This window comes from Pedobacter suwonensis (assembly GCF_044762335.1).
Lineage (GTDB): Bacteria > Bacteroidota > Bacteroidia > Sphingobacteriales > Sphingobacteriaceae > Pedobacter.
The window spans coordinates 14,032-28,245 of record NZ_JBIWEB010000010.1 but is presented as its reverse complement, the minus strand read 5'-3'; the positions used below and the strand labels follow the sequence as shown (position 1 = coordinate 28,245).

Annotated in this window: 13 protein-coding genes; 7 read left to right on the top strand and 6 right to left on the bottom strand. The window is 38.3% G+C overall.

Features of this window, described 5'->3' with window-relative positions; translation table 11 throughout:
* Position 1: 1 nt before the first annotated feature.
* The gene (ribD, locus tag ACIQXP_RS16015; protein WP_387506057.1) at positions 2-1,054 is read right to left on the bottom strand and encodes a bifunctional diaminohydroxyphosphoribosylaminopyrimidine deaminase/5-amino-6-(5-phosphoribosylamino)uracil reductase RibD; all 1,053 of its coding nucleotides are present in this window, start codon (positions 1,052-1,054) and stop codon (positions 2-4) included.
* An 81-nt stretch (positions 1,055-1,135) separates the two neighbouring features.
* Here ribD and prmC point away from each other — a divergent pair, with 81 nt between their 5' ends.
* A complete protein-coding gene (gene prmC, locus ACIQXP_RS16010) occupies positions 1,136-2,005 on the top strand; it encodes a peptide chain release factor N(5)-glutamine methyltransferase (protein WP_387506059.1) in 870 nt (289 codons plus the stop codon).
* Between the two features lie 243 nt (positions 2,006-2,248).
* Here prmC and xerD read toward each other — a convergent pair whose 3' ends face one another.
* Positions 2,249-3,148: a site-specific tyrosine recombinase XerD gene (xerD, locus tag ACIQXP_RS16005; protein WP_356985552.1), complete on the bottom strand. Its 900-nt coding sequence runs from the start codon at positions 3,146-3,148 to the stop codon at positions 2,249-2,251.
* Between the two features lie 49 nt (positions 3,149-3,197).
* Between xerD and aroQ the strand changes: the two genes are divergently transcribed.
* Together aroQ and ACIQXP_RS15995 are read left to right on the top strand one after the other, a co-directional pair.
* The gene (aroQ, locus tag ACIQXP_RS16000; RefSeq protein WP_293742347.1) at positions 3,198-3,614 is read left to right on the top strand and encodes a type II 3-dehydroquinate dehydratase; all 417 of its coding nucleotides are present in this window, start codon (positions 3,198-3,200) and stop codon (positions 3,612-3,614) included.
* 11 nt (positions 3,615-3,625) lie between these two features.
* A complete protein-coding gene (locus ACIQXP_RS15995) occupies positions 3,626-4,342 on the top strand; it encodes a TlpA family protein disulfide reductase (protein WP_293742261.1) in 717 nt (238 codons plus the stop codon).
* A 204-nt stretch (positions 4,343-4,546) separates the two neighbouring features.
* Here the strand turns inward: ACIQXP_RS15995 and ACIQXP_RS15990 are convergent, their stop codons facing one another.
* Positions 4,547-5,560 (bottom strand): glycosyltransferase family 2 protein, encoded by a 1,014-nt coding sequence (locus ACIQXP_RS15990; RefSeq protein WP_387506061.1) that lies wholly within the window; start codon positions 5,558-5,560, stop codon positions 4,547-4,549.
* The gene (locus tag ACIQXP_RS15985; RefSeq protein WP_387506063.1) at positions 5,557-6,438 is read right to left on the bottom strand and encodes a lysophospholipid acyltransferase family protein; all 882 of its coding nucleotides are present in this window, start codon (positions 6,436-6,438) and stop codon (positions 5,557-5,559) included. Before ACIQXP_RS15985 ends, ACIQXP_RS15990 begins: the two co-directional genes overlap by 4 nt.
* 39 nt (positions 6,439-6,477) lie before the next feature.
* Here ACIQXP_RS15985 and ACIQXP_RS15980 point away from each other — a divergent pair, with 39 nt between their 5' ends.
* The 4 genes from ACIQXP_RS15980 (at position 6,478) to bioB (ending at position 10,933) form a co-directional block, all read left to right on the top strand.
* A complete protein-coding gene (locus ACIQXP_RS15980) occupies positions 6,478-7,089 on the top strand; it encodes a WbqC family protein (RefSeq protein ID WP_387506065.1) in 612 nt (203 codons plus the stop codon).
* 3 nt (positions 7,090-7,092) lie between these two features.
* Positions 7,093-8,214, top strand: coding sequence for a magnesium/cobalt transporter CorA (corA, locus tag ACIQXP_RS15975; RefSeq protein WP_387506067.1), 1,122 nt, complete (start codon positions 7,093-7,095; stop codon positions 8,212-8,214).
* A gap of 278 nt (positions 8,215-8,492) precedes the next feature.
* Positions 8,493-9,842, top strand: a complete 1,350-nt coding sequence (gene mgtE / locus ACIQXP_RS15970; RefSeq protein ID WP_293742266.1) for a magnesium transporter — start codon at positions 8,493-8,495, stop codon at positions 9,840-9,842.
* Positions 9,843-9,931: 89 nt separating this feature from the next.
* Positions 9,932-10,933 carry a biotin synthase BioB gene (gene bioB, locus ACIQXP_RS15965; RefSeq protein ID WP_378937120.1) on the top strand — a complete coding sequence of 334 codons (1,002 nt, stop codon included), beginning with the start codon at positions 9,932-9,934 and terminating at the stop codon, positions 10,931-10,933.
* A gap of 296 nt (positions 10,934-11,229) precedes the next feature.
* On the opposite strand, the gene ACIQXP_RS15960 is transcribed toward bioB, so the two are convergent.
* Entirely contained in the window at positions 11,230-11,640 is a 411-nt protein-coding gene (locus ACIQXP_RS15960; protein ID WP_293742268.1) for an organic hydroperoxide resistance protein, read from the bottom strand.
* A gap of 118 nt (positions 11,641-11,758) precedes the next feature.
* Positions 11,759-13,918, bottom strand: coding sequence for an FUSC family protein (locus ACIQXP_RS15955; protein ID WP_387506070.1), 2,160 nt, complete (start codon positions 13,916-13,918; stop codon positions 11,759-11,761).
* Positions 13,919-14,214 lie beyond the last annotated feature (296 nt).

Here is a 14,214-nt window from a genome sequence, read left to right as displayed (position 1 = left end):
TTTATCTGATGTCGTTTAAATAAATCGAGAGTTTGTCGTCTCCAACTTGTACGGTTTCTTGAAGGTTTCCATTAATATTAGGAGAGGGTACGCCATCGCTCCAACTGCCGGATGAGGTAAAAATACGTGCTTCATCCCACAGGTTGGTGCTTAAAAACTGACTCAAAATCTTGGCACCACCTTCAATAATAACCGATTGTATATCCATTAAGTAAAGTTGGAAAGCCATTTTTTGCGCCAAATAAAAGTGCATATCTTCCATCTGGATATAATGAATATTATCAACGACATCGGTTTTAATTTCATTGAAAATGATGGTTTTGGCTTCATTATTAAAAATATGATTAGACAGTGGTACCTGCAGATTTTTATCAATTACCAAACGAACAGGATTTTTACCCGGCCACTCGCGGGACGTTAACTGCGGATTATCCATTATCGCGGTCTGCTTGCCAACCAGGATCGCATCCTCTTCACTTCTCCATTGGTGTGCCAGACGTTTAGCCAGGACACCGCTGATCCATTTCTGATGACCATCCGTTGTAGCGAAATAGCCATTAGCAGTTTCGGCCCATTTTAAAATAATATAAGGTCTTTGTTTTTTTATCCTGGTAAAAAATCTTCTGTTGAAATAGTGGCATTCATCATCTAAAATCCCGCTCACCACTTCAATACCTGCATTTTTGAGCCGCTCTATACCTTTGCCGTCAACGCCTGAAAAAGGATCCCTGTTGCCAATAACTACTTTATTTAGCTTATGTTTTACCAATAAATCAGCACATGGGGGAGTTTTGCCAAAATGTGCACAAGGCTCCAGATTAACATACGCTGTAGCTCGTTTTAATAGATTCTCGGCCTGTTTGCCATAAGCATCAAATACAGCTTTAACCGCATTGGGTTCTGCATGTGCCTTTCCATATTCCTGATGATAACCTTCCCCGATAATTTTCCCGTCTGCAACAATCACGCAACCAACCATGGGATTAGGGCTAACATTCCCTGAAGCTAAGGTAGCCAGATCAAGGCATCGTTTGATATAAAATTCATCACTCATTAGCGCAAAAGTAGTAAAAAAAGCATCACAGGCCGAGCAAAAGAGAATGGTTATCGTCGCAAATAAGTAATTTTGTCTGACATGAAAATAGGATCGCTTGAAGAGCATTATAAATTGGAATTGGTGCAGTTTTACGACAGCGAGGAGGCCAAATGGCTTTTTAGTCTGGCTGCCGAACAGGTTTTAAACCTGTCTCGCAGTAAACTGATGATGGCGAAAGACATGGAAATCAACTTTATTGATCAGCAAAAACTTTTGAGTATCCTTAACGATTTGCAGATCGGAAAGCCAATTCAGCATATTTTGGCAGAAGCACATTTTTATGGACTGGTTTTTAATGTTGATGGAAATGTGTTGATACCCCGGCCTGAAACGGAAGAATTGGTAGATTGGATCATCTCGGTTTGCAGTAAAAAGTTTTCAGTTAATGGTTTGGCATCTTCCAAAGCCCAAAGCATACTTGATATTGGAACCGGATCTGGTTGCATACCCATTACTTTAAAAAAATACCTCCCAAATGCTAAAGTATCTACCCTTGACGTTTCCCCTCAAGCTATCGCAGTCGCCAAACAGAATGCCAATAAAATTGGTGTCGAAATTAATTTTAAGGAGGCTGATATTTTAACTTTCCGTTCTGAAGAAAAATTTGATATTATCGTTAGTAATCCTCCCTATATCAGACATTTAGAAAAAGACGACATGCATCACAATGTTTTAGTACACGAACCACACCTGGCGTTATTTGTAAGCGACGACAACCCGCTTCTATTTTACAAGGCTATTTCAGCATTTGCACAAACAAACCTAAAACCTGGCGGACAACTATACTTCGAAATAAACGAATATCTTGGTAAAGAAACTATCGAGATGCTGGAAGATAAAGGTTTTATAAATATAGAGTTAAGACAGGACATGCAGGGAAAAGACAGGATGATTAGGGCAGGAGTTTGATAGAAAAGATAAGATGTGAAGTGGATGAGATAGAGTAAAACAGTCAATCACCAATTTTCTACGATCAATAGCGAACATATCAGGAAATATTTATTACGAATAAGCGATTTAGAAAAAAATTGCCGTCTTGAAGCGAAAAAATCTTAAAACGCTCGCTGTAATCAATGGTTTTAACATTGCTGCTCCGAAAATCGGGGTAGGCTGTTGGCTGACAAAGCCCTCTCGTTACGATAGCCCTTCTCATTAAGCCCTTGGATGAAATTGTGTAATCACCTCCCTTAAATAATCCCGATCAATATGCGTATAAATCTCGGTAGTGGTAATGCTCGAGTGTCCCAGCATTTCCTGTACCGCGCGCAAATCGGCACCGCCTTCAATTAAATGAGTCGCAAATGAATGTCTTAGCGTATGTGGACTGATCGTCTTTTTTATTCCAGCGGAGATAGCAAGGCTTTTAATAAGGTTAAATATCGAAATACGTGAAAGTTTCGCCCCAAAACGATTTAGAAAGATAAAATCTTCGTTTCCTTTTTTAATATTGGCATGTACCCGAACTTCATTCAGGTAAATATTAATTAGTTTAAGCGCTACACTACCGATGGGTACCAGACGTTCTTTATTACCTTTCCCGATAACCTTGATAAATTCGATTTTATCAAATACATTTGAGATCCTTAATTCGGTTAATTCAGTTACCCTTAAACCACAACCATACAGCACCTCTATAATGGCTTTGTTGCGCATCCCATCAGACCTGGAAGCATCTATAGCAGCTAGAAGCGCATTAATTTCATAAATATTCAGCGTATCCGGTAATTTTCTGCTGAGCTTTGGCGCTTCCAATAATGCTGTTGGATCATTTGAAATCAAATCTTCAATCATTAAATAGGCGAAGAAAGCCTTTAAACCCGATATTACTCTGGCTTGCGTACTCGGTAGCATCCCAAGTTCATTTAACCATGAAATGAAAGATTTTAGATGGGTTATTGTAATTTCATTAAGTTTTGGTTCTGCATTTAACGATTGAAAATACTGGATCAGTTTATTGATATCGTTGAGATAGGCATCAATTGAATTTCCAGATAATGACCGTTCCAGTTTTAAATACGATTTAAATCCTTTAATATATGATGACCAAAGCATGATTTTATTTGAGATTTTTTATAACATTGCAACGTTACAACATTATATGATGAAAATACAAATTATTAACGGCCCAAACTTAAACTTATTAGGTGTCCGTGAGCCATCTATCTATGGAAATACCAGTATAGAAGATTATATTAAAGAACTAAGAACGGCTTATCCGGATATCGAAATCGAATACTATCAAAGTAATGTTGAGGGTGAGATTATTAATAAATTACATGCTGTTGGTTTTAGTTATGATGGGGTAGTACTCAATGCAGGTGGCTATACACATACCTCTGTAGCCATTGCAGATGCCATCGCCGCCATTAAAACGCCAGTAGTTGAGGTTCATGTTTCAAACATATATGCTCGTGAAGAATATCGCCATGTATCGTTAACCGGAAAGAATTGCCAGGGGGTTTTAACCGGGTTTGGAATGAAAGGCTACCGCCTGGCTATAGAAAGTCTGTTGGTTTAAATTATCATAAAATGTTCAAAAATTTAATCTTTATCGCTCTTTTATTTACGGCTCTATTTGGTTATGCGCAAGAAAATTCCATCAATAAAAATGTATTAAACGAACAATCGGTTGTAAGAGGAGAAGATGGTCTGGTGTATCCGTTTAATGCCTGGAAAAAACTGATGCAAACGGGCAAGTATGGCATAAAAAACCGGAAGACTCTTACAGAGAGCGGTAAACCGGAATATTTGATTTATGAGTTATCGGCTGATCAGAAATCGGCCTATATGGATAAGATTCCAAAGCCAAGAGCTAGCGATTCTTTTAGGGAAGGTGACCTGTTTAACGGCTTAAGAATTACCGATATGAATGGTAATAAATACGATTTGAGAGATAGTACCGGAAAAATTTTCGTACTTAATTTCTGGTTTATCAATTGTCCTCCATGTAAAAGCGAAATTCCACAGTTAAATGAACTGGTAGCTAAATATAAAGACAATAGAGATGTGGTTTTCCTTGCCATTGCTCTGGATGAAAAATATGATCTGAAAAGTTTCCTTAAATCAACAGTCTTTAATTATAACATTGTGGATGGTGGGAGGTATATAGCCAATAAATATGGCGTTAAAGGTTACCCAACTCATGTTGTGGTTGATAAAAAAGGTTATATCGCCTTTAGTACATTGGGTTTGGCTTCCAATACCATATACTGGGTAGAAAAATCAATCAATGAATCTTTGAAGTAGTTTGCCCTGGGATCCTGATTTGAGCAGTGTATAACCTAAAAGAGAAATCTTTTAAAAAAACTATTCTTTTTCGGCAGGCTGCTTTATAAATACTGTCATCATGAGATTTTGTTGAAGAACCTGTTCCAATATCTTACAATGTGTTTCGACAGGGCTCAGGCTGACAAATTCAAAGTGAAATACGGCCCCATGAAAGAGCTAGATCTATTTTAATTTTGAAAAATATTGAATTTTCTTGATAAAGAATGCCCAAACAATACTGTTGTTATACACCCCGGTGTGTTTGGTGTAATTTTTCTGAAAGGCTGTCCGCTTTTTATTGGTTTTAATCAGTGACTTAAGAAAATGCCAGTGGCCTTTGGTCACGGCCATCGTAAATTTTGGTTTTCCGGTCAGTAAAAAATGCCACCAGGCAACAAAATCGATAAACATCCGGATGGTAATCCTAAAAATTGCATCACCTGCCTGGAGGTTTTTTTGCATAATGATCAGGTTATTCCTGAAATTAAGGTAAGTTTTAAAAGGATTTTCAGTTTGTAACGTTCCGCCGCCTACATGGTATACTTCAGCGTCCGGACAGTACATGATTTTATAATTGAGATTTTTTAATCGCCAGCAAAGATCTATTTCTTCCATATGTGCAAAAAGATCGGCGTCCAATCCTCCGGCCTCTATCCAGCATTTACTTTTGATAAAAAATGCCGCCCCGCTTGCCCAAAAAACCTCCCTTGCGTCATTGTACTGACCATTGTCAAGTTCATATACATTAAAAAGCCTGCCGCGACAGAAAGGAAACGAATAAACATCAAGATATCCGCCCGCTGCACCTGCATATTCAAATTGTTTTTTGTTTAACTGCCATTTAATTTTAGGCTGTGCCGAAGCAATACGCATGTCGCTTTCCATCAAATCAACCACAGGCTTGATCCAATTAGGGGTTACTTCTACGTCAGAATTAAGCAAAACAAAATAATCTGCTTCAACGCGTTCCAAAACTTTGTTGTAGCCTCCTGCAAATCCATAATTCTGGTCGTTCTGAATAATCTTAACGGCAGGAAAGTTTTCTTGCAAAAATAAAACTGAATCGTCGGTCGAAGCATTATCGCCCACAACAATTTGCAGGTTGTCATATTCGGAAAGCAGGATTCCGGGTAAAAACTGCTTTAAATATGCCTTTCCATTCCAGTTTAAAATTACAACGGCTACTGATGGGTTCATTCTTTTTGTTCAGGTTTAAATTTCCAGCGCTTGTGGCTCCATAGCCAGTATTGGGGCTGATCTTTTATAATGTTTTCTAAAAATTTAAAATGCAGGTCAGTAATCCCAAATTCGTGTATGCTTTCCGGATCGAGACACATGGGTATTACTTCTACATGATAATAACCTTTTTTGACTAGACTTACTTTAAAATAATATATTGGTCTTCTGGTCGATTTTGCAATCTTTTCTACGCCTAAAAGTGCAGCTGTGGGCTGATTTAAAAAATCTGTAAAGTATTTGGCTTCTTCCCTGGTGGGCGACTGGTCGCTCGCAAAGCACAATAGGGTAGGTTCGTTTTTATAAGCAGCTATTCCACGCAGGGTTTGCCTCATGGCAATAAAAACATTCCCAAACTTTGTCCTCATGCAGTCGAACCACGTTTCGAAGATTTTATTGTTGATGGGCTTAAAAATAACCAGGGTTTTCGCAGATATGCTTAATCCAAGCGCCAGGGTACCCAATTCCCAGTTTCCATAATGACCGGTACAGGCCAGTACGCTTTCTCCGGCTTTAAAATGCAACTCTAATTGTTCCAATCCCGTAAACTTTACCCTTTTTAAAGCTTCCGATTTTGAAATGCTCGTCATTTTGATGATTTCAAATATGAGTTCTGCCAGGTATACAAAGAATTTTTTCTCGATGACTCTTATTTCGGCAGCAGATTTTTCAGGAAAGGATTGCGTCAAATTCTTTCTGACAACTTTTTTTCGATAGCCAATTACGTAATAAAGAAGATAATATAGTAATCTTGCAAAAAAAAACAAAAAGGGCAGGGGAAGCAGCGATAACAGGTACAAAAAAAATACGCCAACATGCGCAATCCCTTTCTTAATCATTATTTTTAAAACGTTTCAGCTACAAACATAAATTTTCAAATGCAGAATACAGCTATACTTCCATTATTTTATCTTCCACCGGTAGGTTATTTTAGTTTATTGCAACAGCTGGGAGAGGATTTTTTAATAGAACAACATGAGCATTTAGCCAAACAGACTTACCGTAACAGGGCCAGTATTTACTCACCTAATGGCAAATTAGACATTACCGTTCCGTTGGTTAAAGGTTCAAAAACACATACAAAAATGAAAGATGTTCGGATCAGTTACGATTTTAACTGGCAACGTTTACATTGGTTAAGCTTAGAAAGCTGTTACCGCAGCTCTGCCTATTTTGAGTATTATGAAGATGAGCTTAATCGTTTCTATACCGATAAATTTGAATTTTTGTTCGATTACAACCTCGAACTTTTAATGTGGCTGAATAAAAAATTAAAACTAAATAACCGCCTTGATTTCACGGGCGAGTATTTTGATAACATCCAGCCCGCACTCGATTTCCGCTCAGCCATGAACCCTAAAAAACCTCAAGATATTTTAAACAATAAACCCTATTATCAGGTTTTTGAAGATAAACATCAATTTTTACCCAACTTAAGTATTGTTGATCTGTTATTTAACCAGGGTCCGCAAGCCCGGCTATATTTATAACATATGGGAAAAAGCAAGCCACGTAACCGTCATAAGCACTACAAGGTCCCAGCTCCCGGCACCAGTCCGGGTTTATACGCCATTGATGAAGATGCCTTAAAGCCAGTTATTATACTGCATGCTTACAACGACAAGAGTTATAAGAAAACGGAACTGGAAAACATCAATAACATCGATAAACTGATCGAAAACAAAGATTTTTTTTACTGGTTTGATATTAAAGGCCTGGCTGACCCCAATATATTTGAAACTTTATATGCTAAATTAGATATCAGCAGACTTGTACTGGAAGACATTACCAGCTCCTATCAGCGGCCCAAACTGGATGAATACGATAACGATAAATACATTTTTTCAGTAAGCAGGCATTTATATTTAAGCGATGAAAATGTGCTCTGTAACGATCAGATTTCTTTTATCTTATCGGAGCGTACATTAATCACTTTCCAGGAAACCTATGCAGATTGTTTTGAGCCGGTAAGGAAACGTTTGGAAATAGGAAAGGGCAACATCCGAATTGGCGGCAGTAGTTACTTAATGTACGCCATCATGGATGTAATTGTAGATAACTATTTTGCACTTCTTAATTTTTGGGGCGAAGAATTGGATGCGATTGAAGACAGGTTATACGACCATCCGGATAGAAGGATCATGTACGATACGCAGGCCATTAAAAGATCTTTGATCACCATTAGAAAAGTAACCTGGCCAGAAAGGGATAAATTAAATGACATTATCCGCTCAGACAGTCCATTAATATCCGATCTGACCAAAACCTACATGAAAGATGCTTACGACCATTGCATCCAGATTATCGATTTCATCGAATCCTTAAAGGAGATTGCTTCTGCCAACATCGACATGAATCTATCGATTATCAGTAACCGAATGAACGAAATCATGAAAGTATTGACCATTATTTCGTCCATTTTTATTCCGTTAACTTTTATTGCCGGAATTTATGGAATGAATTTCAGCAGGGAAGACCCGGCAACAGGAAAGATATTGAAGGATAATATGCCAGAATTGTATGCGGAACATGGCTATTTGTACACCTGGCTGGTAATGGCAGTGATAGCCATTATACAGGTGATTTATTTTTGGCGTAAAGGATGGTTTAAATAGGCTTGTATGTAGGCTTGCATGAAAAATTTAATTCAAGTTACGTTATTTCGAGCGAAGTGCAACGCAGTCGGGAACCCGAAGGCTCAGCGAAGCTAAATCTATTTAGATCTCTCCCCACCTGTACGGGCGGACATTTCATTTCGCTCCGGTCGAGATGCGATTCTATAAACCTATTTTTTAGTTCTTAATAGGATAAATAAAAAGATTGGAATAAATTTAAATTAGTAAAAATCAATTGTTAATATTCGTAGCTTTAGGGCATTTGGTTTAGGTTATAGATGCAGTCATTCGAAATAGATAAAAGCGACGTACTCAAGGTTAAAAATGCAATTTTAGCTGGTGATGAGACTTTAAAAATAGTTTTAGATGAATACCATGCCTCAGAAATTGCGATTTTATTCGAGCGTTTGGATAAATCTGAACAGCGATATATAATAAACCTTCTTCCGGCCGAGATAGCTTCAGAAATTATCTCGGAAATGGATGAAGAATCCCATCCAGAGGAGCTACTTTTTGAGCTTCACCCTGATAAACGTACAGAGATTGTTGAAGAACTGGATTATGATGATGCTACAGATATTATTTCGCAACTGGAAGACCATGAGCAGAAAGAAATTCTGGAAGACCTGACCGAAGACCATGCTTCAGAAATCCGAAACCTCTTAACCTACGACGAAAAAACTGCAGGTGGTTTAATGAACACAGAACTGATCTGTGTAAACATTAACCTCACCAAAAAGGATGCTATTGATGAGATTATCCGCCAGAGCGAGGAAATGGAAGAGTTTTATACCATTTATGTGGTGGATGATGAGGAAGCTTTTAAAGGCATTGTTTCCTTAAAAGATATCATTAAGGCAAAACACAATGCCAAAATAACGGAACTGGTTAAAATAGACGCGGTTTATGTACATCCTAATACAGACCAGGAAGAAGTAGCGAATTTGATTTCACAGTATAACTTAACCAGTATCCCGGTAATAGATGAAAATCAAAAACTGCTTGGCAGGGTAACTTTCGATGATGTGATTGATGTAATGGAAGCGGAAAGTACAGAGGATATCCTGAAAATTTCAGGGGTATCGGAAGATGAGGAATTGAGCGGTAACTGGGTTGAAGCCGTAAAATCACGTTTACCCTGGTTAATTATCAACCTGGGCACGGCTTTCCTTGCTTCTTCAGTAGTACGTTATTTCGACCCCACTATTAAACTGATTCCATCATTAGCGGCGTACATGACCATTATTGCCGGCATGGGCGGAAATGCAGCTACCCAGGCACTTGCGGTAACGGTAAGACGTATATCGCTCTATGACTTAACAGATAAGCAAGCTTACAGAACAGTATTGAAAGAATTTACGGTAGGCTTAATTAACGGTGCAGCTAATGGTTTAATCGTATTTATTTTTGCTTTCTTTTTTGATGGAAACCCCATGCTCGGTCTGGTTATCTTCCTGGCTATGACCGGTAATCTGATTATTGCGGGGATAACAGGTGCAGGTATTCCGCTTATTTTAAAACGTGTAGGTATTGATCCTGCCATTGCATCATCTATAATTATTACTACTTTTACCGATGTTTTTGGATTCCTGTTAATTTTAGGATTGGCCAGTAAACTTTTACTATAAACCAGAAAAGACCAGGATTAGGGCAAAACCAAACTGGAATAACTGTTAATTAACTAATACAATAAAATTATCTGCAAAATCTGATCCCGATGCAAACAACAAGACACGATTGGACAAAAGAAGAAATATACGAAATTTATAATAGACCTTTTTTGGATCTGGTTTATGAAGCCGCAACTATTCACCGCGAAAATAAAGATTATAATGAAGTTCAGGTGAGTTCATTAATTTCCATTAAAACCGGTGGCTGTGCAGAAGATTGTAGCTATTGCCCGCAGGCAGCCCGCTACCATACTGATTTAGAAGTACAGCCCCTGATGCAGGTGAGCCAGGTAGTTAGCGCTGCCGTTAAAGCCAAAGAGGGCGGAGCATCTCGTTTATGTATGGGCGCTGCCTGGCGCGAAGTACGCGATAACCGCGATTTTGACCGTGTGATTGAAATGGTTAAAGCCGTGAATGACATGGATATGGAAGTTTGCTGCACATTGGGCATGCTTACTGAAAACCAGGCACAGCGCTTAGCTGATGCGGGTTTGTATGCCTATAATCATAATATCGATACTTCTGAAGATGATTACAAGCGGATTATATCAACCAGAACTTATGATGACCGTTTAAATACGATCAAAAATGTAAGGAAAGCTAAACTAACCGTATGTAGTGGTGGTATTATCGGTTTAGGTGAAACAGTAGAAGACCGGGTTTCCATGCTGCAAACGTTATCAAACATGGAAAAACATCCCGAATCAGTTCCCGTTAATGCTTTGGTACCGGTAAAAGGAACACCTTTAGCCGATCAGCCACGTGTTCCGATCTGGGATATGGTCAGGATGATTGCAACTGCTCGTATCGTAATGCCAAATTCAGTCGTGCGTTTATCAGCTGGCAGAAATGAAATGAGTACCCTTGAACAGGCCTTTTGTTTTATGGCTGGTGCGAGTTCTATTTTTGCAGGCGACAAATTATTAACCACGCCAAATCCGGCATTTGTTGACGATATGGCCATGTTTGAATTATTAGGATTGAAAACCCGCGATGCGTTTAAAAATGGCAGACCCGCTAATACAAGAATGGAGCCGGAAGCTGTTTAAGATAAATACATTCACAAAACGAGGTATATTATTGATTAAATTTCATCATTAATTTGTCACGTTGAGCCTGTAGAAGCGTCTTTATATAAATTATTAGAGTTCCTTCGAAAAGCTCATGATGACAATTATAGATTCATAATATCCCTGAATTCAGTTGTTTAGAACTGAAAGGTAGATAGCATTCAAACCATAGTGCTCTAAACAAAAAGTCCCGGATTAAATCCGGGACTTTTTGTTTAGAGTATCATTTTTCAATGTCAGATGAAAACATCTGACAGCACGACGAAAGAATAACCTTACACAGCCGTTACTCTTACTTCGATATTGCCTTTTGTTGCTTTAGAATATGGACAGGCCCGGTGTGCTTTATCAGCTAATGATTGGGCTTCTTCATGAGAGATTCCTGGGATATGCACATCCAAATCTGCCGAAAGTGCAAATGCATTTCCATCCTTATTGAATGAAACCAATACCTTAACATTGGCTTCGCTAACATCAACACCTTCGCGTTCGGCAATAGAGCCTAATGCACCTAAGTAGCAAGGTCCCCATGCTGCTGCGAATAATTCTTCAGGATTCGTTGCTCCACCCTGACCACCTAATTCTTTTGGTTTTCTCAGATCTAAATCTAAAATTCCGTCACCCGATTTAATGTGTCCGTCTCTTCCTCCAGTAGCTGTAACTTCAGCCGTATATAACTTTTCCATCATCATTTTTTTAATTGATTAAGTTTAACAAATTATACCGGCCTTTGTTTCAGGCATCCGTAAATACCTCCTCATGAAACTCCTAAGGGTGAAATTAGACGTTAATTCCGGTTATCAATTAAAGCTTTATTTTTACTGATAATTTGTAAATATCGTAGGCCACTTTCTGGATCAGGTCAAACTGCTCAGGAACCAGGTCTTCTCCTTTTTTTATTGCAACTCCATTATCGTTTAACCTGATTAAAGGTACATTATCTATTGCGTCCTTTCCCTGCTCCAGATTATCAATAGAAGCGTCTAATAAATAGTTGGTATTATTGGCGATCGGCTTTAAGGCCTCGAAACTCTCGAAGATAAACTGGTGTTCTTTATTGTATAGCGAAAGTGTTGCAACATAAGATGACAATAAATGGCTTAGTGCGGTAAACTGATGAACCTCTTTAATAAACAGCTGTTTGCTTTTAGGTTCAGAGAACATCCTTTGAAATAACGAAGCTAAATTCGCGGTACTTACATACACTTCTTTACGGGCCAGCTTATATTCCGTTCTGTTGTAATTTTTTTCAAAATACAATTTAATCACCTGTTCATAATACGCTTTATTTGCTTTTAGCATATCTACCATAGCTTCTTTCAGCTTTTCATGTTCCCAGGTTGGGAATAAGGAATAACTGGCTAACAGAGCAATACCAGAGCCTATAAAGGTATCGTAAATCCTTTCACGTGCCAAAGCGATCGATCCCATTCCCAGAAAATCGAACAGGATTAAGATATAAGGAGTCATAAAGAGTACGCTGACTACATAATTTTTCCTTTGGAAACTGTAGCAGCCGATCATGCAGATTAACAGAATAACGAACAGTGTATTCCGGTCATGGATATAGGTAATTACCCCCATACCGATAAAAGCCCCGACCGTAGTACCAATTAAACGCTGATAATTACGCTCTTTGGTTAAACTGAATCCCGGTTTCGAAATCACCAGGATGGTGAGAAGAATCCAGTAACTATGTGAAAAATCAAGAATCTGAGCCACAATAAAACCCAGCAACATCACCACGGTAACCCGTAACGAATGCCTGAAGGTAGAAGAGGTATAGGTTAAATTCTCTGTAAACAGGTTGAAATCGAATTTTTGCCTGGTGATAAATTTCTCTGTATCTACCTCAGCCTTTCTGATATCTTTGCTGTTTCTGATTTTAAAGTAGCTGAAAATAGTTTTAACCCTTGCCAGGATATTTTCGATGTTCACCTCGATGTTTTTCAATGCGATAATGCCCAGGGTATTGTATTCCTGGTTTTGGTTGTTTTTTTCCAAATGATTGATTTTGATCTTTAACCTTTCGATCTCAATCAGTAAACGCTTCGAAATTACAGGTATGCCTCCACTTTTCAGGGCAAATGCAATATCATCAAGGGCATACGAAATCCGCTTGATGGCCATTTCATAATCTGATAAGATACCGGCCTTGTCAAACTGGTCGTGCAACTGCTGGTAATTATAATAGGTAGACATCACCTGCTCAAACAGGTCTACCATATCTACAAAAACCAATAATAAAAATCTGCCTTCAGGAGTCGAATCCCTCACAATTTCTCGGGTTCTGAATAATAATTCCCTTACAGCATCTTGCTTTTCATGCACGGAGACCTGAAGTTGTAACAGTTCTGAATAGGTTTTATCGTAGTTATTATTCTGATGATAAAATTTGGCTTTTTCGCGAAGAAATTCTGCCACCTCTAAAATAGAATCACTTAGCGATTGCTGTACCAAACGAAAAGGACGTAAGCGATACACAAAATAGCTTAAACCTGTATACCATAGGCTACCAGCCAGCACCAAAGCGGCATGTAACAATACCTCCTGCCATGGCCGGATATCATCAATACTCAGTACCATAATCAACAATACTGCGGTACCTACAGATGCCGCCCTGATGCCATAGATATAAAACATCGAAAATACAAAACTTGATGCGGCCAACAAAAAGCCTATAAAGTAATGATTTTTATTGGTTAGGCCAGTGATGATGGAGAAGGTAAAAATCAGTGCCGTGGTAATCAGCATGGCATTTCGGCGGTGTACCATCGGCCCCGGACTATCAACCACACTTACACATAAAGCGCCCAAAGATAGAGTCATGCCGTATTTTAATAAGCTAAACTGGGCAAAGATTAAAGAGGGGAGTAGTACACCTATGGTAATACGGAGACCATCGGCAAAATACGTACTCAATAAAAAGTCTTGTATATTTCTAATGGGTTGCCTGATCTGCATGTTACAAAAATAACATAATAGGGATGTTTTTTGTTGGGATTAAAATTAAGTTTTTTGTTTTTTTACTATCCTTTCGCAGAAAAAAGATAATCAACTGATTACTAAACACCTGCAAGGATGTTAATAAGTGTATTAACGTCTATTGTTGACAAACTCAAAACCTGCCGCACTCAACCATAAATTCGAAGTATAGTTGAATTCAACCTGTTGATAACCTGTGTTTTTAAGTGGATAACATTGTTCATAAAAACATTTACTTTATACTTGATAATTAAGGTTTTATGCCCTAAATTAGA